This is a genomic window from Streptomyces sp. NPDC096013 (genome assembly GCF_044763565.1).
In the GTDB taxonomy this organism is placed as follows: Bacteria; Actinomycetota; Actinomycetes; order Streptomycetales; family Streptomycetaceae; genus Streptomyces.
Window position 1 is genome coordinate 744302 of the sequence record NZ_JBIWGK010000002.1, and the last position, 18946, is coordinate 763247.

Here is an 18946-nt window from a genome sequence, read left to right on the forward strand (position 1 = left end):
GTCATGAAGCTCGGCAAGGCACTGGCCACCGGAGTCGCCGAGGAGCGGCCGCAGATCCACGACGGTGAACTCGAACTCCCCGAGGAGACCGGCGAGTTCGCGGAGGTCGCGGAACTGGCGGCGCCCGAAGAGGTCCCGGCCGCCCGATGAGGCTGCGGCTCCCCGAGGAACGTCCTACGGAGCCGCCGACCGGATTCAAGATCGCCCACCCGGTGCTGTCCCAGGACGGCACCCGGGCCGGGTTCACCGGTGTGTCGCTGGGCGGCGCGCTGCCGTACGGAGTCGTGGCCGACGCGTCCTGCGTCTACGGCCGCCGCCACCGTTCGCCCGCGCGGCGCTGCGACTGCGGCTTCCACTGTGTGCACGAACGGGCCGCCGCGGAAGCCCTGTTGTGCATGGAGGAGCACCGCGCGGCGGTCCTCCTCGACATCACCGTGCTCGGCGCCTACATCCGTTTCGAACTCGGCTTCCGCTACGCCCATCAGCGCGTCCGCACCGCCACGGTCGGCCCCTGCGCCTGCGGGGCGCGGGCCGTCGCGCTGGCCGACGCGGGTTGGGGCAGGCCCGGTTGGCGCGCCCTGGCCGCCGCGTGCCCGGGCTGCGTGCGCGGCCGTACGTCCGTCTCGCTCGCCGCGTTCGCCCGGCTGGCCGGGGACGGACTGCGGGTGGTCGCGGGGAGCGGCACGCACAGGGCGACCGTCGACCCCGGACTCCCCGAGGACCTGGGTGTGCCCGAACTCCTCGCGGAGGCAGCCCTGTTGCAGGCCCGTCTCGACTGGTTCCAGAGCCGGCTGGCCCGGCTGGAAGGGGGCGGGAAGCCGCATTAGCTTGCGTTTGAACCTCGCGCGCCATGTGAGGGCGTTCTGCTCGTGCAGGTCTGCTTGGCTGTCCACCGCTTCGGGAACAACCCCGCGCCAGGTCGTCTCTCCGGTGTTCCCTAACCTCCTCCCATGAGCATTGGCGTACACGTCCCTGAGTACCTGCAGGACTGCGAGCTGATCGCGAGTGAGGACCTCGCGCGAGAGCCCGCTTTCTGGCTCGCTCATGTCCTGTTGACGATGGGCGATCCCGGCGAATCAGCCGAGGCGTACGGAGTGGCCGCGTCGGCTTACGACGCAATGGTGGACCGCCTCGGGGACCCCGAGCAGCCCTGGCCCGTCTTGCGGGTCTGCTTCGACGGTGGGCATACGGCCTATGCCGTCTACGCCAACTGGGAGGACGAGAACAGCGTCGACTTCTTCATCCGCCATCCCAACTGGGGGCGCCTCGGCCATCTAGGCCAGTGCGGCGCCGACGAGGCCGGCCCCGGCCTGTCCTGGACGGAGCTCCTCGCTCTCGCCATGAGCACGCACGAAGGCAGCGAGGGATTGACCGATCCATCTGAGCGCCTCCTGCTCCTGCTGCCCATGCTTGGCGACGCCGACATGCCCGGCGAGGCTCGTGACACCGTGGCGGGCGCGCTGTCCCGCTGTGGGATACGCGCGGACGCTGCCAGCGATCTGGCCGCGACTCTGCTGGGGGAGCAGGACTCGGCCGGCGGAGTCCGGTGGACCCCGACCGGCGATAACCCGATCGCCGTGTGCTCGTCCCCGTACAGCCCCCGCCAGGTTCCGCTCGCCCTCGGTATCACACAGGACCAAGCCAGGGCTCTGGCCACCGCCCTCGGTAGTCCGGCACCCGAGCAGGAGGTTGTGGAACACCGTCGGGACGAGCACTCGTCGGGCGGGCGTACCTGAACCCGAGCCCAGCCCGCCGCCTCGCGACAGCCCAGAGGCCAACCTGTACAAACATGAGCGACTGGCGGACGTACGACGTCAAAACTCAAGCCAGGGCCTGTCTGACCATTCCCGTCCGCCGCGCGACGCCATGCACGCACTCTCGCCGCACCGAGCGCGGACCCAGGTACGTCCAGTACGTGGGCCCACGCCCGGCACGCCGAGAGCGCGCATCTGACGCCGCCCGGCCGCCCTGCGGGCGACGACGGGAATGGTCAGACAGGCCCTGGGCGGACAGCGGCAGGCGGCCTTGACCTCAAGTTCGGTCGAGGTTGAAGGCTGGTCGGTGACGCAGATCCGTACCGACCGCCGGAGGCCCGCATGACCCGCCGTACCGACTCCCACCCGGACATCGCCGACCCCCGCATCGGTGCCCCGATCTTCGGCACCTGGCGCGTCGGAACCCCGCTGCGGCAACGCCGGACCGTCGAGGCGATCGCGGCTGCCTGGGAGCGCCGCCCCTGGCCCGCCGACGACCTCCTCGGCTACCACGTCTACACCGGCCACGACGCCTCCACCCTGCTGCACTACGCGCGGTGGACGACCGAGCCCGCCTACGAAGCCTTCGCCAGGACCCGCCGTCAGGAGCGCGTCGACGAGATCGACACCGCCGTACCGGACATCGAACGCCTCGGCCTCACCCGCTACCGCCACTACCGCAGCGGCGGCCCGGCGGACCGGGCGGGCCGCACCCCGGGTTGCGTCGTGATCGTCGACGTCGAGTTCGAAGGGCCCGACCCCGCCCGCCAACACGCCTGGGTGGACGCCGTGTTCGAGGCCCTGGCCAACGAACCCGCCCCGCACCCCGGCGGCATCTCCGCACACTTCCACCTCTCCACCGACGGCACCCGCGTCCTCAACTACGCCGAGTGGGACAGCGCCCAGTCCCACCTCGACGCCCTCGCGGCCCCCGGTGACGGCATCGACTCCGCCACCGCCCTCTGGGAACGCGTCCAGACCTGGCCCGGCCTGAAGAGCAGCACCGTCAGCCGCTACGACCACGCCCTCGGCCTCGTCCCCGGCTGATCCGGGAAAGCCTCGCCCACCGACAACCCCACCCGCCTGGACAAAAAAAGTGTTCGGTGGGACGGTGGACGCATGCTGGACGTCACCGTGATCGAGGACCCCGAGGCCGCAGCCGTCTCGCTTGACCCCATAAGGGCCCGGCTGCTCGCCGAGCTGGCGGCGGGGCCCGCGTCGGCCACCATGCTGGCCGGCAAGGTCGGACTGCCCCGGCAGAAGGTGAACTACCACCTCAAGGCGCTGGAGCGGCACGGCCTGGTCGAGCTGGCCGACGAGCGGCGCAAGGGCAATGTCACCGAGCGGCTGATGCGGGCGACCGCCGCGTCGTACGTCATCTCGCCGCTCGCGCTCGCCGCCGTGCAGCCGGACCCGGACCGGTTCCGCGACCAGCTCTCCGCGCGCTGGCTGCTGGCGCTCGGCGCCCGCCTGGTGCGGGACGTCGGCTCGCTGATCACCGGCGCGGCCAAGGCGCACAAGCGGCTGGCCACCTTCGCGCTCGACGGCGAGGTGCGCTTCGCGTCCGCCGCCGACCGCGCCGCGTTCATCCAGGAACTGACCGCCGGGGTGAGCGCCCTCGTCCGCAAGTACGACGCGGGGGAGACCGAAGAAGGCCGTGACCACAGGATCGTCATCGCCGTCCACCCCACGCTCAAGACACCGCCCGCCCCGGAACTGGACCAGCAGAACCGGTAGGACTCAGGAGCCAGCCATGTCCAAGGAATTCGAGATCGTCCACGAGTTCGAGGTCGACGCCACGCCGGACGAGGTGTGGGAGGCCATCACCTCCGGCACCGGCGGCTGGCTGTGGCCGATGGAGTTCGACGGGGAGAAGCGGGTCGGGCCCTTCGGGTCCACCCTCACGAACTTCGAACCGCCGCACCGGCTCACCGCCCGGACCGAGGACGTCGGTTTCCCCACCCAGAGCCTCAACCAGATCGACGAGACCATCGAGCCTCGCGACGGCGGCAGGCGCGCCTGGGTGCGCTACGTGCACAGCGGGATCTTCACCGAAGACTGGGACAACCAGTTCGACGGCGCGAGCAAGCACAACGCGTTCTACATGCACACCCTGCGCGAGTACGTCACGCACTTCGCGGGCCGGCCGGTCGCCTTCGCCACGCTGAACGGGCCGGATGCCTCAACCGCCCCCGGCGCGCTCGACGTCGCGGCCCGGGCGCTCGGTCTCGCGGACGACGTCTCCGAGGGGGCGCGGGTGCGGGCGCGCGGTCCCGAGGGCCAACTCCTGGACGCCGTGGTCGACTTCCGTGACCCGTACTTCATCGGACTGCGCACCGACAGCGCGCTGATCCGGTTCTTCGGGCGCAACCACTGGGGTGCCCCGGTCGGCGTCAGCGTCCACGACTTCGCCGCGGGCGCCGACGCCAAGACGAACGAACTCGCCTGGCAGAACTGGCTGGACGGGGCCTTCGCCTGACCTGGTGCGAGCCGGCGAGACCCCGTCCACCCACCCCCGTGGGCCCGTAGGTGCTACGGCTGGAAGCGCAGCACCTGCGGGTCGTGGTCGCTGATCTGGTCGTTGAACTCCGAGTTGATGTGGACGCTGTCGTACTCGAAGCAGTCCTTGCGGATCGACGGGCTGATCAGGATCTGGTCCAGGACCTGCTGGTTGCCCTGGTAGTCGTACGTGTAACGCTCGTTCCTCGGCAGGGACTTGATCGCCGAGTACAGCTCGCCGTCGCCTTCGAGGATCTTCGCCGTGTCGGAGAACTCGAAGTCGTTCATGTCGCCGAGCGCGATGACGTTCGCGTCCTTCTGGGCCGCGAGGATCTGCTGGACGAAGGCGTTGACCGCGGTCGCCTGCGCGTGCCGCTGGGTCTCCGAGCTGCGGGTGACCGGCTGGTACTGCGCGGTCAGGGCCTGGTCGCCGCCCTTGGAGATCAGGTGGTTGGCGATCACGAAGACCGTTCTGCCCTTGAAGACGAACTCGCCCGCGAGCGGCTTGCGGCTCGCGCTCCAGGCCGCGTTGGCCGGGTCGACGCGGCCGGGTGAGGCCGTCAGCTGCGCCTTGCCGTGCACCTTGGTGACCCCGACGGCGGTCGTCGAGTCGCCGCCCGCGCGGTCGGTGAAGGAGACCCGCTCCGGGTTGAACAGGAACACCTGGCGGATGTTGCCGCCGGGCTCCCCGCCGTCCTTGTCGTTGACCGGGTTGATCGAGCGCCAGTCGTACCTCGGGCCACCCGCGGCGACGATCGCGTCGATCAGCTTGCCGACCGTGACGCTCGCGTCGACCGTGCCGTCGTCCGTCGCGCCGTTGTTGTCCTGGATCTCCTCCAGGGACACGATGTCGGGGGACTGAAGGTTGTTCACGATCGCCGAGGCGTGCGCGGCGAAGGTGCCGTCCGACGGGTCGAGGTTCTCGACGTTGTACGTCGCCACCGCGAGCTGGCCGCGCGACTGCCGCTTCGTCGTCTCGCGCTCCAGACCGGCGCTCTTCACGGCGCCGATCTCGTTCGCGACGAGGGTGTAGCCGCCGTACTGGTTGAAGTCCAGCGGGCCGTCCGTGGCACCCGTCAGCTTGTCGCCGACGTTGACCACGGGGAAGTCCGCGGTCGCGCCCAGGGACTGGATCTGGAGGCGGCCCGTGTTCTGCGAGGTGTAGGAGCCGTAGACCGTGCCACCGCGGCGGCTGGCGTTCTCGTGCGGCTTCACCGTGACCCACAGCTCCGCGTACGGGTCCGTCGCGGTGACCACGCGGGCGTTGGAGACCTGGACGTTCATGCCCTCCAGGGACTCGTAGTAGTCCAGGGCGTACTTCTTCGGCTGGAGCGGCAGACCGTTGATCGAACCGCTCGCCGCGGGGTCGCCGGCCGGGGTGTACTCGCCGGGCACGGACTTGGCGCTGATCACGACCGGCGCCGGTACGGCGTTGCCCTTGGAGACGACGGTGACCGTCGGCTTGCTGATCTCGGTCAGCGACTGGTTGCCCGTGGCGGCGCCGCCCGGGACGTACTCGGAGACCGTGCCGGAGACGGTGACCGCGTCGCCCACCGCGACGGTCGGGGTCGAGCCGGTGAAGACGAACACGCCCTCGCTGGTGGCCGGGTTGTCGTCCGGGGCCGCGTCCTGGAACCAGAACCCCTTGGACGAGCCGTAGGCGCGGATGCCGGTGACGATGCCCGGGACGTCCGCGACCTTCTGGCCGGCGTACGGGGACACCCGGGTCGTGCCCTGGATGTCGTGGATGCGGACGCCGTCGGCGTGCGCGGGCGAGGTGAGAACGATCGTGGACGCCACAGAACAGACGGCGGCGACGGTGAGCGCGGCGAGGCGCGCGGAGGACTTGCTCGGCAACGGAATCCCTCCGGGGACATGCATGAGTGCCGGGACGAGGGTGACGGGAACACGTACTGCGGCGGTGGGAGCCGCGACCGGTGGGGCGGCAGCGACGCGCGTAGAAGTTACCTGGATAAGGTGTCCATGACATTTCTACGCGCGTCAATCTCATTGCGGGGCAGGCCAGTTGTCAAGGTTTCGGCCATGGACACCGTGTGGCCGGCACATGAACCGGGCGGCATGGGTCGAAATCCGTCTAGGCTGAGCGGCTGAGTCGTGTGTCGTGTCCGGCCGTCGTACGGCCATCGAGGCGCCCTAGGAGATCCCGCCGATGTCAGACAGCTCCCCCTTGCCGCCGGTGCGGCTGCACTCCGAAGCGGAGCTGGCGCGCGACGCGCTGTCCACCCCCCTGCTCTCCCGGGCCGCGCAACTGGCCCGCTGGGCCGGCCCCGACACCCGGATCGACGCCGGTGGCAGCCTTGTCGACGAGCAGCTGCCCGCCGCGGCCGAGGTCCTCGGGCTGACCGGCGACGACGCCGCGGCCGACGCCAGCGAGGCCTGGCGGGTCGCCGTGGACACCGGGCTCGTCGAGGTCGTCGACGAGGAGGAGGGCACGGTCGCGGCCGGCGAGGAGCTGGCCCAGCTCACCTCCGGCTCGCCGAACGACGTCCTCGCGGTCTGGCTCGGCGCCCTCGACACCCTCCTCGCGGACGCGAGCGTGCCCGATCTGGACGGTCTTGTCGACGCCATGGACGAGGGCGGCGAGGTCGATTTCTCGTCACTCGACTGGGACCCCGAGGCGGAGGCCGAGTTCCTCGACGGCGTCCTCGGCAACCTCTACCTCCTCACCGTCAACGAGGACGGCCCCGGCGACGGCCCCGTCCCGCTGCCCGCGCTCGCCGCCTCGATGATCGTCCCCAGCGGCATGGGCGAGCCCACCAACGACGTCCTGGAACAGGTGTCCGACGCGATGATGCGCCTGGACGACCAGTTCCGGCTGCTCGCACCGGTCGGCATCGTCGAGTACCAGCCCGTCGACGAGGCCCTCATGGCCGACGTCGACGAACCCGGCGAAGACCCCGCGCCCGCCGTCGACGAGACCGACGTCACCCGCTACGGCATGGTCCGCCTCACCCCCCTCGGCCTCTACGGCCTCCGCGCCCGCCTCCTCGAAGCGGGCTTCGCCGCCCCCGCCGTAGGAGATCTCGCGGACAAGGGTGCGGACGCGCTGCTCGACGGGACGTCGCGGTTCCCGCAGCGGGCGGCGCAGGCCGAGATCGAGCAGTGGCTGGCCGGTCGTGAACCCCTCGCCGCGGCGGGGGAGTTGCTCGCCGCGGCCCGCGGCGTCGACCCGGGCGCGCCCCTGCGGCGGCTGCTCTGCCAGCAGGCGCTTTCCCTCGTCGGCGCGGAGGCCGAGCCCGCACTGCGCGCGGTACTCGACGACCCCGAGCTGGGCGGCCTCGCCCGGGTCTGGCTGAGCGAGCACGGCGCGAGCGACGTACCCGCGCCCTCCGAGGAGCTGGTGTTCTGGCTGACCGTCGACACGGTGGCCGCCCAGCTCGCCGCCGAGGGCAACTCCGAGGAGCTTCAGGCCCTGGTCGAGGGCCTGGCCCAGCAGCACAACGGCTTCTTCGCCGCGGCCTGGCGGGTCGACCACCCGGCGACCGCGGACGTCCTGGAGGCGATGGGCCGCCTGCACCCCGACAAGCGGATCGCGAAGGAAGCACGGAAGGCGGCCTTCAAGGCACGCTCCCAGCAAGGGAGTTGAGCCGACGCGGCCCTGGCGGCTTTTGAATCCCTTGGGTGAGCGCATACGGCTTCGTGGCCGGAAGCGGACGGATTCATGGAAGAGAGCCCGGCGAAGTCGGCCGGTGTTCAACTCGTGTTCAGACATGGGCGGGAGCGTGGCGCCGACCGAGGTCCGCCACCCTCCACGGCACACCCACCGTCACAGGAGACACCATGTCGCTCACCCGCAGGGAATTCACCGCCAAGTCCGCGATGACAGGTGCCGGGGTCGCGCTGGCGGGCAGCGTCGGCGCCCTCGCCACCGCGCCCAACGCCCTCGCGTCCACCGACACCGAGGAATCGGCGGACCGCCACGGACAGGGCCACGGTCACCCCGGCGTCGGCTACGGCCCGCTGATCGCCGACCCGGACGGCCTTCTCGCCCTCCCCGCCGGTTTCACGTACCGCGTCATCACCCACAGCGGCAAGACCAAGCTGGAATCAGGCGAGTTCACCCCCTCCAACCACGACGGCACGTCCACTTTCGACGGCCCGCGCGGCGCCACCCTCCTCGTCAACAACCACGAGCTGGCCGGCCCCCGCGCCCAGTGGCCCCACCCCGTCCCGCTCACCGAGGGCCTGGTCTACGACCCCGCCGCGGCGGGCGGCTGCACGGTCGTCGAGGTCCGCCGCGACCACGTCGCCGAGTGGGTCGGCATCGCCGGCACCGCCACCAACTGCGCGGGCGGCAACACCCCTTGGGACACCTGGCTCACCTGCGAGGAGACCGAGGACAAGGCCGGCACCAACGGCTTCACCAAGGACCACGGTTACGTCTTCGAGGTCGACCCGGTCGACCGCCGCGCGAACCGGAACCCCAAGCCGATCAAGGCACTTGGCCGCTACGCCCACGAAGCGGTCGTCGTCGACCCCAAGCGCGGCCACCTCTACCTCACCGAGGACGCGTCGAACCCGAACGGCCTCCTCTACCGCTGGACCCCGCCCGAGCACTTCCACCACGGCCGCGGCAAGCTCCGCACCCTCGCCGACGACGCGGGCGTCCTCCAGGCGTTCAAGTGCTTCGACTCCGGCGGTAAGTTCATCGACGACCTCTCGCGCGCCACGAAGATCGGCACGGTCTACGGCGTCGACTGGGTCGACGTCCCCGACCGCGACGCGAAGACGGTGTCCGTCCGCAAGCAGTTCGCCGCCGGCCAGGTCACCCGCGCCCGCAAGCTGGAGGGCATGTGGTGGGGTGACGGCGGCACGTACATCGTCTCCTCGTTCGCCCGCACGGAGAGCCCCGTCCAGCACGACGGCGCCGTCTGGTTCTACGACCCCAAGCGCCGCACCCTCACCCTCAAGGTCCTCCTCGGCGTCAACCCGGACCCGTCCGTGGACGGCGCGTTCGACGGCCCCGACAACATCACCGTCTCTCCCTACGGCGGCCTCGTCATCGCCGAGGACGGCGAGGGCGTCCAGCACCTGTTCGGCGCGACCGACTCCGGCCGCACCTACCCGATCGCCCGCAACGAGCTGAACATCGGCACCGAGGACAAGCCGGAATACAGCGAGTTCACCGGTGTGACCTTCTCGCCCGACGGCAGGACCCTGTACGCGAACATCCAGACGCCGGGCATCATGCTGGCGATCACCGGCCCCTGGAAGCGCCAGAGCCGATAGAGCGCGTCATGCCACCAGGAGGCATTGACATCTAACATTTCAGTTCTAGCATTACGGCCATGGAAGCCCTACGGCCCGTCCGCCGCACCCTGCTCAGGGACCGCGCCTACGAAGCGATCCGTGACGCCATCGTCGCCGGGGAGATCGAACCCGGCGCGGTGGTGCGCGACGCCGAACTGGCCGAGCGGCTCGGGCTGTCCCGGGCACCCGTGCGGGAGGCGTTCTCGCGGCTCGTGGACGACGGGCTCCTGGAGAGCAAGCCGCAGAGCTACACCCGGGTGACCCCGGTCGTGGCCGCCGACGTACGGGACGCGGCGGCCGTCGTCGGTGCCCTGCACGAGTTGGTCACACGGATCGCCGTACCACTCCTGCGGGGCACCGACGTCGACGTGATGCGCGCGGCCAACGACCGGTTCGCGGCGGCCGTGCGCGCCGGTGACGTGGACGCCGCGCTGCGCGCCGACGACGAACTGCACGACGTCCTGGTCCACGTCAGCGGCAACCGCGCCGCAGCCGCCACCGTCGCCCGCTACACCCCCCTCATCCGCCGGCTGGAGCGACAACGCTTCGGCGAGGGCGGCAACTGCCGTTCGGCCGACCTGCACGAGCGCCTCATCGAGGCATGCGCCGAGGGCGACGTGGACGAGGCGGTCCGCGTGACGGCGGAGATCTGGCGGGGCCTCGAAGGCCTCGCCGACGCCGGCTGACCCGCGCCCCGACCGACCAGCGACCCGGGAGAACCCCCATGTCCCTTTCCTCGTACGACCGTTACCCCCTCCTCTTCGGCCCCTCGCCCGTCCATCCGCTGGAGCGCCTCACCGCTCACCTCGGCGGCGCCGCCCTCTGGGCCAAGCGCGAGGACTGCAACTCCGGTGTGGCGTACGGCGGCAACAAGACCCGCAAGCTGGAGTACCTCGTCGCCGACGCCCTCGCGAAGGGCTGCGACACCCTCGTCTCGATCGGCGGCGTGCAGTCCAACCACACCCGCCAGGTCGCCGCCTGTGCCGCCCGCGCCGGGCTCAAGTGCGTGCTGATCCAGGAGAGTTGGGTGGAGTGGCCCGACTCCGTCTACGACAAGGTCGGCAACATCCTGATCAGCCGCCTCGCCGGAGCGGACGTACGCCTGGTGAAGGCCGGTTTCGGCATCGGCTTCAAGGAGAGCTGGGAGCTGGCGCTGCGCGAGGTCGAGGAGAGCGGCGGCAAGCCGTACGCCATCCCGGCCGGCGCCTCCGACCACCCGCTCGGCGGCCTCGGCTTCGCCAACTGGGCGCACGAAGTCGCCGAGCAGGAGCGGGAGTTGGGCGTCTTCTTCGACACCGTGGTGGTGTGCTCGGTGACCGGCTCCACCCAGGCGGGCATGGTCGCCGGGTTCAGGGCTATCGAGGAGGCGGGCGGCCGTGAGCGCCGGGTGCTCGGCATCGACGCCTCGGCGAAGCCCGCCGAGACCCGCGAGCAGGTGGCCCGCATCGCCCACGGCACCGGCCGGCTGATCGGGGTCGAGCGGGAGGTGACCGTCGACGACATCGAACTCGACGACCGCTACCACGCCGGCGTCTACGGCATCCCGGACGACACCACCCTGGAGGCGATGCGCCTCGCCGCCCGCACCGAGGGGATGGTCACCGACCCCGTGTACGAGGGCAAGTCGATGGCCGGGATGATCGACCTGGTCGCGCGCGGCGAGATCTCCGCCGACTCCACCGTCCTGTACGCCCACCTCGGCGGCCAGCCCGCGCTGAACGCGTACAGCGCGCTGTTCTAGACCGCCCTCCCGGTCTTCTGGACCGTCCCCCCGGTCCCCTCGGCCTTCCTGCCGGTGATCACGAACGCCGACACCAGCAGCGCTGCCAGGGCGATCAGCGCACCGACGCCGAACGCCCGGGCCGAGCCGTGGACGAGGATCTCGGACGGCGATCCGCTCGCGTGCCGGGTCGCCGTACCGAAGACGGTGACCAGCACGGACAGGCCCAGGGTGCCGCCGAGCCACTGGAGGGTCTGGAGCAGGCCCGACGCGGCGCCCGCCTCCCGGGGCGCGATGCCCGCGAGGATCGTCGCGTTCAGGGGCATGAAACTCATGCCGACGCCGATGCCCATGAGGAGCAGCGGGCCGAGCAGACCGGCCACATAGCCGTCACCGGGACGGAGTTGCCACAGCCAGCCCGCCGACACGACGAGCAGGGTCATGCCGGTGAGCAGCACCGGCTTGGTGCCGTGGCGGGCCAGCAGCCGCGGGACGAGGCGGACCACCGTGAACATCGCCAGCGTCATCGGCAGGAACGCGAGACCCGCGCGCAACGGGCTGTAGTCCAGGACCCGTTGGCTGATCAGGGTGAGGAAGTAGAACGCGCCGAACATGCCCGCGGGCAGCAGCAGGACGCCCGCGTAGCCGCCCGCGCGGTTGCGGTCGGCGAACAGCCGCAGCGGCATGATGGGCTGGGCGGCGCGCGACTCGACCAGGGCGAAGCCCGCCAGCAGGGCCGCCGCGAAACTGAACCCCAACTGCGCCTGAAGGTCGCCCCATCCGTCCGACGAGACCACGATGAACGCGTACACCAGCGAGGTCATCCCGGCGGTGCCGGTGAGCGCGCCCGCCGCGTCGAACCGGCCCGCGTGGCGCGGGGTCTCGGTGACGAAGCGGGGCAGGGCCAGGGCGACGGCGGCGCCGATCGGCACGTTGATCAGCAGGGCCCAGCGCCAGGACGCCCAGGAGGTGAGCATGCCGCCGATGACCAGGCCGATCGAGGCGCCGATGCCGGCCATCGAGGAGTAGATGCCGAGCGCGTGGTGACGGCGCGGGCCCTCCGGGAAGTTGGTGGTGATCAGCGCGAGCGTGTTGGGCGCGATGAGGGCGGCGCCCAGTCCCTGCGACGCGCGGGCCGCGAGCAGCCAGACGCTGTCGGTGGCGAGCCCGCCGAGCAGGGAGGACAGGGCGAAGAGCAGGACGCCGATCGTGAGCGTACGGCGGCGGCCGGCGATGTCGCCGACCCGGCCGCCGAGCAGGAGCAGCCCGCCGAAGGCGAGCGTGTAGGCGTTGAGGACCCAGGACAGGCCGGTGGGGCTGAAGTCGAGGTTCTTCTGGATGTCCGGCAGCGCGACGTTGACGACGGTGGAGTCGACGCCGACCATCAGATAGGCGGTGACGACGGCGAAGAGGACGGCGCCGAGCCTGGCGGGTCGGGGTGGTGCGGAGAGATCATCGGCTGTGGTGGGCGGTGCGGACGGGGTGGACATGGAGTTCTCCCGTTGTGGTGTCCCCGTGCAAGCGACGTGCGGGCAGCACGGACTGCCCGCAAAGGTAAGCGGGGACTGTCTCCGTTTAGTACTCGGTAAGATACGGAGACAGTCCCCGGTTCGCAAGGAGTATCTGGATGGCGCAGGTCAGACCCATGCGCGCGGACGCCCGGCGCAATTACGACCGACTGCTGAAGGTGGCGGCGGAGTCCTTCGCCGAACACGGGGAGAACGCGTCCCTCGACGACATCGCCAAACGCGCGGGCGTCGGCTCGGGGACGCTGTACCGGCACTTCCCGACCCGGCAGGCCCTGCTGGAGGCGGCCTACGTCGACCGGATCGAGGCGCTCGGCACCCGCGCGGACGAGCTGGCGAAGGAACTCCCGCCGGGCGAGGCGCTGGTGGAGTGGCTGTACGAGGTCTGCGTCGGCACGATCCAGGTGCGCGGGATGAAGACCCTGCTCGGCTCGGCCGTCACGGACGGCAGCCACGCCGCGCTCACGGCCTGCGGCACGTCCATGAAAGGGGCGGCGCAGCGGCTGGTCGAGGCGGCGCAGCGGGAGGGGACCCTGCGTCAGGACGTCGAGCCGATCGAGGTCCTGCGGCTGGCCCACGGGGTGTCGACGGCGTCCGAACTGGCCGATGGCCAGGGGAAGTTCATCCGCCGCTATCTGTCCCTGCTGACGGACGGGCTACGGCCCGCCGGCCAGGGGGAGTGAACGCCGGGCGCCCCTCGGTCAGGGGCGCCCGCAGCGGTCGTAGGACTGCTTACAGTGCTTGGGCGGACGGCTTGACCATGCCGCGCACCGTGCGGGACTTCACGAAGTTGCCCATCGCGGTCATGTCCCACTCGCCGGAGAACTGCTTCACCAGCTTGGCCATCATGACCCCGGTCTGGGCCTCGGCGTTGGTGAGGTCGAAGCGGACCAGCTCCTCGCCGGTCGCGGCGTCCAGGAGGCGGCAGTAGGCCTTGGCCACCTCGGTGAACTTCTGGCCGGAGAAGGAGTTGACCGTGAAGACCAGGCCGGTGACCTCCTGGGGGATGCGGCCGAGGTCGACCACGATCACCTCGTCGTCACCGCCGCCCTCGCCCGTCAGATTGTCCCCGGAGTGCTTGATCGCGCCGTTCAGGATCGAGAGCTTGCCGAAGTAGCAGCTGTCGATGTGGTTGCGCTGCGGGCCGTAGGCGATGACCGAGGCGTCCAGGTCGATGTCCTTGCCGCGGTACGCGGGCTCCCAGCCGAGGCCCATCTTGACCTGGGAGAGAAGCGGGCGGCCGCCCTTGACCAGGGACACCGTCTGGTTCTTCTGGAGGCTGACGCGGCCCTTGTCGAGGTTGATCTTTCCGGCGCCGAGCGGGGGCGCGGCGGGCGGGGGCGGGGGAGTCACGGGGGCCGGGGGTGCCACCGGGGTCTGCACCGTGGGGGTGGGCGGGGCGACCGGTGCGGGTGCCGGAGCCGCCGCCGGTTCCTCGACCGAGACGCCGAAGTCCGTGGCGATGCCCGCCAGGCCGTTGGCGTACCCCTGGCCGACGGCTCGGGCCTTCCAGACGCCGTTGCGCAGATAGATCTCGACGACCACGAGCGCTGTCTCGGCGCCGAGCTGCGGGGGCGTGAAGGTGCCCAGGACGCTGTTGTCGTCCGCGTTGCGGATCGTGGCCGTGGGCTCGATGCCCTGGAAGCTCTGGCCGGCCGCGTCCGGGCTGGCGGTGACGACGATCTTCTCGATGCCCGGCGGGACGGCGCCGGTGTCGACGGTGATCGCGTCGGGTGCCGTACCGCCGCCGGAGCGGTAGGTCACGCCGGGGCCCGTCGGCTGGTTGTAGAAGATGAAGTCGTCGTCGGAGCGCACCTTGCCGTCGCCCGTGAGCAGCAGGCCCGATACGTCGAGCCGCACCGGGGCGGCGACGTCCACCGTCACGCGGGCGGCGGAGAGAGGGATGTTCGAGCCGGGGGTCATAGCTGTCATGACTCGTGAACGACCGAGACCATTTTGCCGTTCCCTTACCAAGCGGCCAATTCGCCCGGCCGGGGAATTCCCGGCCCGACACCCTCCCGCGTCCCGCCCTAGGGAATCACCACGATCTTCCGCCCCACCCCCGCCGCGAACTGCTCCAGCGCCTCCGGATACCGCTCCAGCTCGATCCGGTCGCTGATGAAGATCTCCGGGTCGAGGACGCCGTTCGCGAACAGCTCCGCCGCCCGCTCGAAGCTGTGCAGCACCGCCATGGAGCCGGTGATGGTGATCTCCTGGTTGTAGATGCGGTACGGGTCGATCGACACCCGGGTCGCGTAGTCGGCCACCCCGAACTGAAGGAACGTGCCCGCCTTCGCCACCCGGTCCAGGCCGTCCTGGATCGCCGCCGCGTTGCCCGTCGCGTCGACCACGAGATCCCAGCCCTGCGGCCGGTCCAGCTCGTCCGCGTTCGCCGCCGAGCCCGAGACCCCGAGCGTGCGGGCCGTCTCCAGGCGGGCCGGGTTCAGGTCCACGATGTCGACGCTCGCCGCGCCGGTGCGCTTGGCCAGCTCCAGCATCATCAGGCCCATGGTCCCGGAGCCGTAGATCAGCACATGCGCGCCGAGCCGGGACTTGAGGACGTCGTAGCCGCGCACCGCGCACGACAGCGGTTCCACGAGCGCCGCGTCCTGGGTGCGCACGTGCTCGGGCAGCTTCACGCAGTTCGCCACCGGGGCGAGGGCATACTGGGCCGCCCCGCCCGCCGTGGTGACACCGATCGCGGCCCAGCGTTCGCAGAGGTTGTTGTGGCCGTTGCGGCACTGCCGGCACTCGTAGCAGTAGAGCGACGGATCGACGGCCACCTGGTCGCCGACCGAGACCTCGGTGACCTGGGTGCCGACCGCGACGATCTCGCCCGCGAACTCATGGCCCGGCACGATCGGCAGCTTGGGCGCGAACTCGCCCTGGAGGATGTGCAGATCGGTGCCGCACAGCCCGCAGGCGGCGACCTCGACGACGACCTCGCGGGGTCCCGGCGTCGGGTCGGGGACCTCGGTGACGACGGCGCGGCCCACGGACTCGATGACGGCGGCCTTCATTTCACGGCTCCCAAGGAGAGGCCCTGGACCAGCTTGTCCTGGGCGGCGAACCCCGCGGCGAGCACCGGCAGGGAGATGACGAGCGACGCGGCGCACACCTTCGCCAGGAACAGGCCCTGGCTGGTGATGAAGCCGGTCAGGAACACGGGGGCGGTCTCGGCGACCACGCCCGTGAGGACCCGGGCGAACAGCAGCTCGTTCCAGCTGAAGATGAAGCAGATGAGGGCTGTCGCGGCAATACCGGGGAGGGAGATCGGGGCGACCACGCGCGCGAGGATGGTCGGCAGCCGGGCGCCGTCGATCTGCGCGGCCTCGATGACGGCGACCGGGACCTCGGCGAGGAAGGACTGCATCATCCACACCGCGATCGGCAGGTTCATCGAGGTGTAGAGGATGACCAGGAGCCAGATGTTGTCCAGCATCCCGGCGTTCTTCGCGAACAGGTAGATCGGCAGCAGGCCCGCCACCACCGGGAGCATCTTCGTGGACAGGAAGAAGAACAGGACGTTGGTCCACTTCTTCACCGGGCGGATCGACAGCGCGTAGGCCGCCGGGAACGCCAGCACCAGCACGAAGAGCGTCGAAGCCAGCGACGCCACCAGGGAGTTGACGAGCGCGGGCCAGGGGCTCGCGCCGCCTCCGGTGCCGAAGAAGTCGCGGTAGCCGTCCAGGGTGAGGGCGGCCCCGAAGGACGGCGGGTTGGTCGCCGCGTCCGACTCCGAGTGGAAGGACGTCAGCGCCATCCAGGCGATGGGCAGGAAGAACACGATGCCGAGCACCCAGGCCACCAGGCCGAGGCCGGCGCCTTTGCGGCGGGCACGCGCGCGTACGGCGACACTGCTCATGCGCGGGACGCCTCCTCACGGAACAGGGACGACACGACGCGCAGCGCGAAGGTCGCGATGATGATCGAGCCGATGACGACCAGGACGCCGGCCGCCGAGGCGAGGCCGTTCTCGTGCGCCTGGTAGAAGCTCTGGTAGACGGTGTAGGGCAGGTTGGCGGTGCCCAGGCCGCCGGACGTGATGGTGAACACCGCGTCGAAGTTCTGGACGATGTAGATCGAGCCCAGCAGGGCGCCGAGTTCGAGATAGCGGCGCAGATGCGGCAGCGTCAGATAGCGGAACACCTGCCAGTCGCTGGCGCCGTCCACCTTCGCGGCCTCGATCTGCTGGTGGTCGCGGCTCTGTAGTCCGGCCAGCAGGATCAGCATCATGAACGGCGTCCACTGCCACACCAGCGACGCCTCCACGGCGAGCAGCGGGGTGTTGGAGATCCAGTCCGGCTGTGGGCCGCCCACATAGTGCAACAGCCCGTTGAACAGGCCGTATTCAGGGTTGTAGAGCACATGCTTCCAGAGCAGGGCCGCGGCCACCGGCACCACCAGGAACGGCGCGATCAGCAGCGTGCGGACAAAGCCCCGGCCCTTGAACTTCCGGTCCAGGAGCAGCGCGAGCAGCAGCCCGAAGACCAGGCTGGCCAGCACCACCGCCACGGTGAGCAGGACGGTCGTCCACACCGAGTGGCGCAGGTCCGCGTCGGTCAGGACCTGGTGGTAGTTGTCGAGACCGGTGAAGTGCCGGGCCTTCGGGTAGAGCGCGTTCCAGTCGAAGAACGAGATCACCAGCGTGGCCACGAACGGGAGCTGGGTCACGACGATCATGAAGATCAGGGCGGGGAGCAGCGGGGCACGGGTGGCCCAGGCGCGCAGTCGGTCCGAGGGCTGCCGCGCGGTACGGGTCGTACTGGTGGCCAGGGGGGCCGTTGTCGTGGCGGTCATCGTCCCTCGTACTCCTTGGAGATCTGCTCGGCGAGTTTCTGGGACTTCTTCAGGGCCGAGTCGACGGACTGCCGTCCGGCGATGGCCGAACTGATCTCCTGGGAGACCTTCGTACCGAGGTCGGTGAACTCGGGGATGTCGACGAACTGGATGCCGGGCGCGGGCCGCGGCTGCACGCCGGGGTCGTTCGGCTTGGCGCCCTCGATGGCGGCCTTCGTCATCTCCTGGAAGGCGGCGGCCTCCTTGACGTAGTCCGGGTTCGTGTACGTCGAGGCGCGCTTCCCGGCCGGCACGTTGGACCAGCCGGCCGTGTCGCCGACCAGCTGCTCGTACCGCTTGCTCGACGCCCAGGACACGAACTTCCAGGCCTTGTCGGAGTTGTGGGACGCCTTCTGGATGCCCCACGCCCACGTGTACAGCCAGCCCGAGGAGTCGGTCTTCTCGACCGGCGCGGGGACGTAGCCGATCTTGCCCTTCACCGGGGAGCCCTTGGCCTCCAGCGAACCGGCCGCGGAGGTGGCGTCGTACCACATGGCGACCTTGCTCTGGGTGATGTTGTTCAGGCACTCGGCGAAGCCGGACTGGGCCGCGCCGGACTCGCCGTGCTTGCGGACCAGGTCGACATAGAACTTCGTCGCCTGCTCGAACCCGGGGGAGTCGAGCTGCGCCTTCCAGTTCTTGTCGAACCAGGTCCCGCCGAAGGTGTTCACGACGGTCGTCAGCGGCGCCATCAGCTCGCCCCAGCCGGGCAGCCCGCGCAGACAGATGCCCTTCATGCCCGGCTTGGCGCCGTCCGCCTTCGCGGCCAGGTCGGCCACCTGGGTCCAGGTCGGGTGCGCGGGCATCGTGAGACCCTTCGCCGCGAACACGTCCTTGCGGTACATCAGGAAGGACGACTCGCCGTAGAACGGCTGCCCGTAGAGCTTGCCGTCGTCCGCCGTCAGGGACTGCCGCATCGGCTTGAGGATGTCCTGCTCGTCGTAGCCCGGGTCCTTCGCGACGTACGAGTCCATCTCGTGCAGCCAGCCGTTGCGGGCGTAGATCGGGATCTCGTAGTTGGACAGGGTCGCCACGTCGTACTGGCCGGCCTGGTTGGCGAAGTCCTGGCTGATCTTGTCGCGGACGTCGTTCTCGGGCAGCACCGTGAAGTTGACCTTGATGCCGGTCTCCTTCGTGAAGTGCGGTGCCAGCTTCTGGAGTTCGGTCATCTGGGGGTTGTTGACCATCAGGACGTTGATCGAGTTGCCGCCGGATCCGGCGCCGCCCGCTCCGACCCAGCAGCCGGAGAGCAGCGGGGCGAGCAGCGTCCCTACGGCGGCCAGGGCGAGCGTGGCTCGCGGCGGCCGTCGTCGGCTCTGGGTTCGCATGGATCGCTC

18 protein-coding genes are annotated in these 18946 nt (G+C 70.4%); 11 read left to right on the top strand and 7 right to left on the bottom strand.

The features are described from left to right. The first annotated feature begins 3 nt into the window (after positions 1–3). From ACIRB1_RS10845 to ACIRB1_RS10870, 6 genes are all read left to right on the top strand, one after another. A complete protein-coding gene (locus ACIRB1_RS10845) occupies positions 4–150 on the top strand; it encodes a hypothetical protein (protein WP_352184618.1) in 147 nt (48 codons plus the stop codon). Next, positions 147–827, top strand: a complete 681-nt coding sequence (locus ACIRB1_RS10850) for a hypothetical protein (RefSeq protein ID WP_352184617.1) — start codon at positions 147–149, stop codon at positions 825–827. The genes ACIRB1_RS10845 and ACIRB1_RS10850 overlap by 4 nt, the downstream gene beginning before the upstream one ends. Before the next feature lie 123 nt (positions 828–950). Beyond that, the gene (locus tag ACIRB1_RS10855; protein WP_352184616.1) at positions 951–1736 is read left to right on the top strand and encodes a hypothetical protein; all 786 of its coding nucleotides are present in this window, start codon (positions 951–953) and stop codon (positions 1734–1736) included. 360 nt (positions 1737–2096) lie between these two features. Beyond that, complete coding sequence (locus ACIRB1_RS10860) at positions 2097–2801, top strand: antibiotic biosynthesis monooxygenase (protein ID WP_403465283.1); 705 nt, start codon at positions 2097–2099, stop codon at positions 2799–2801. Positions 2802–2873: 72 nt separating this feature from the next. After that, positions 2874–3491 carry an ArsR/SmtB family transcription factor gene (locus ACIRB1_RS10865; RefSeq protein ID WP_403465284.1) on the top strand — a complete coding sequence of 206 codons (618 nt, stop codon included), beginning with the start codon at positions 2874–2876 and terminating at the stop codon, positions 3489–3491. 16 nt (positions 3492–3507) lie between these two features. Then, a complete protein-coding gene (locus tag ACIRB1_RS10870) occupies positions 3508–4233 on the top strand; it encodes an SRPBCC domain-containing protein (protein ID WP_403465285.1) in 726 nt (241 codons plus the stop codon). Positions 4234–4286: 53 nt separating this feature from the next. Here the strand turns inward: ACIRB1_RS10870 and ACIRB1_RS10875 are convergent, their stop codons facing one another. After that, the gene (locus ACIRB1_RS10875) at positions 4287–6110 is read right to left on the bottom strand and encodes an endonuclease/exonuclease/phosphatase family protein (RefSeq protein ID WP_403465390.1); all 1824 of its coding nucleotides are present in this window, start codon (positions 6108–6110) and stop codon (positions 4287–4289) included. 313 nt (positions 6111–6423) lie between these two features. Here ACIRB1_RS10875 and ACIRB1_RS10880 point away from each other — a divergent pair, with 313 nt between their 5' ends. The 4 genes from ACIRB1_RS10880 (at position 6424) to ACIRB1_RS10895 (ending at position 11265) form a co-directional block, all read left to right on the top strand. Further along, the gene (locus tag ACIRB1_RS10880; RefSeq protein WP_403465286.1) at positions 6424–7860 is read left to right on the top strand and encodes a hypothetical protein; all 1437 of its coding nucleotides are present in this window, start codon (positions 6424–6426) and stop codon (positions 7858–7860) included. Between the two features lie 194 nt (positions 7861–8054). Further along, positions 8055–9503 carry an alkaline phosphatase PhoX gene (locus tag ACIRB1_RS10885; protein WP_403465287.1) on the top strand — a complete coding sequence of 483 codons (1449 nt, stop codon included), beginning with the start codon at positions 8055–8057 and terminating at the stop codon, positions 9501–9503. A gap of 59 nt (positions 9504–9562) precedes the next feature. After that, complete coding sequence (locus tag ACIRB1_RS10890) at positions 9563–10210, top strand: GntR family transcriptional regulator (protein WP_403465288.1); 648 nt, start codon at positions 9563–9565, stop codon at positions 10208–10210. Between the two features lie 38 nt (positions 10211–10248). Then, on the top strand, positions 10249–11265 hold the full coding sequence (locus ACIRB1_RS10895) for a 1-aminocyclopropane-1-carboxylate deaminase (RefSeq protein ID WP_352184609.1): 1017 nt from the start codon (positions 10249–10251) through the stop codon (positions 11263–11265). On the opposite strand, the gene ACIRB1_RS10900 is transcribed toward ACIRB1_RS10895, so the two are convergent. Further along, the gene (locus tag ACIRB1_RS10900; protein WP_403465289.1) at positions 11262–12734 is read right to left on the bottom strand and encodes an MFS transporter; all 1473 of its coding nucleotides are present in this window, start codon (positions 12732–12734) and stop codon (positions 11262–11264) included. The two genes, ACIRB1_RS10895 and ACIRB1_RS10900, sit on opposite strands and share 4 nt — an antisense overlap. 137 nt (positions 12735–12871) lie before the next feature. On the opposite strand from ACIRB1_RS10900, the gene ACIRB1_RS10905 reads away from it, so the two are divergent. Next, on the top strand, positions 12872–13453 hold the full coding sequence (locus ACIRB1_RS10905) for a TetR/AcrR family transcriptional regulator (protein ID WP_403465290.1): 582 nt from the start codon (positions 12872–12874) through the stop codon (positions 13451–13453). A gap of 49 nt (positions 13454–13502) precedes the next feature. On the opposite strand, the gene ACIRB1_RS10910 is transcribed toward ACIRB1_RS10905, so the two are convergent. The 5 genes from ACIRB1_RS10910 to ACIRB1_RS10930 form a co-directional block, all read right to left on the bottom strand. After that, positions 13503–14693 carry a TerD family protein gene (locus tag ACIRB1_RS10910; RefSeq protein ID WP_329557723.1) on the bottom strand — a complete coding sequence of 397 codons (1191 nt, stop codon included), beginning with the start codon at positions 14691–14693 and terminating at the stop codon, positions 13503–13505. Positions 14694–14800: 107 nt separating this feature from the next. Further along, the gene (locus tag ACIRB1_RS10915; RefSeq protein WP_352184606.1) at positions 14801–15790 is read right to left on the bottom strand and encodes a zinc-dependent alcohol dehydrogenase family protein; all 990 of its coding nucleotides are present in this window, start codon (positions 15788–15790) and stop codon (positions 14801–14803) included. Continuing rightward, complete coding sequence (locus ACIRB1_RS10920; protein WP_328832213.1) at positions 15787–16635, bottom strand: carbohydrate ABC transporter permease; 849 nt, start codon at positions 16633–16635, stop codon at positions 15787–15789. Before ACIRB1_RS10920 ends, ACIRB1_RS10915 begins: the two co-directional genes overlap by 4 nt. Further along, positions 16632–17570, bottom strand: coding sequence for a sugar ABC transporter permease (locus ACIRB1_RS10925; protein WP_352184605.1), 939 nt, complete (start codon positions 17568–17570; stop codon positions 16632–16634). Before ACIRB1_RS10925 ends, ACIRB1_RS10920 begins: the two co-directional genes overlap by 4 nt. Then, on the bottom strand, positions 17567–18937 hold the full coding sequence (locus ACIRB1_RS10930) for a sugar ABC transporter substrate-binding protein (protein WP_352184604.1): 1371 nt from the start codon (positions 18935–18937) through the stop codon (positions 17567–17569). The genes ACIRB1_RS10925 and ACIRB1_RS10930 overlap by 4 nt, the downstream gene beginning before the upstream one ends. Between the last annotated feature and the right edge of the window lie 9 nt (positions 18938–18946).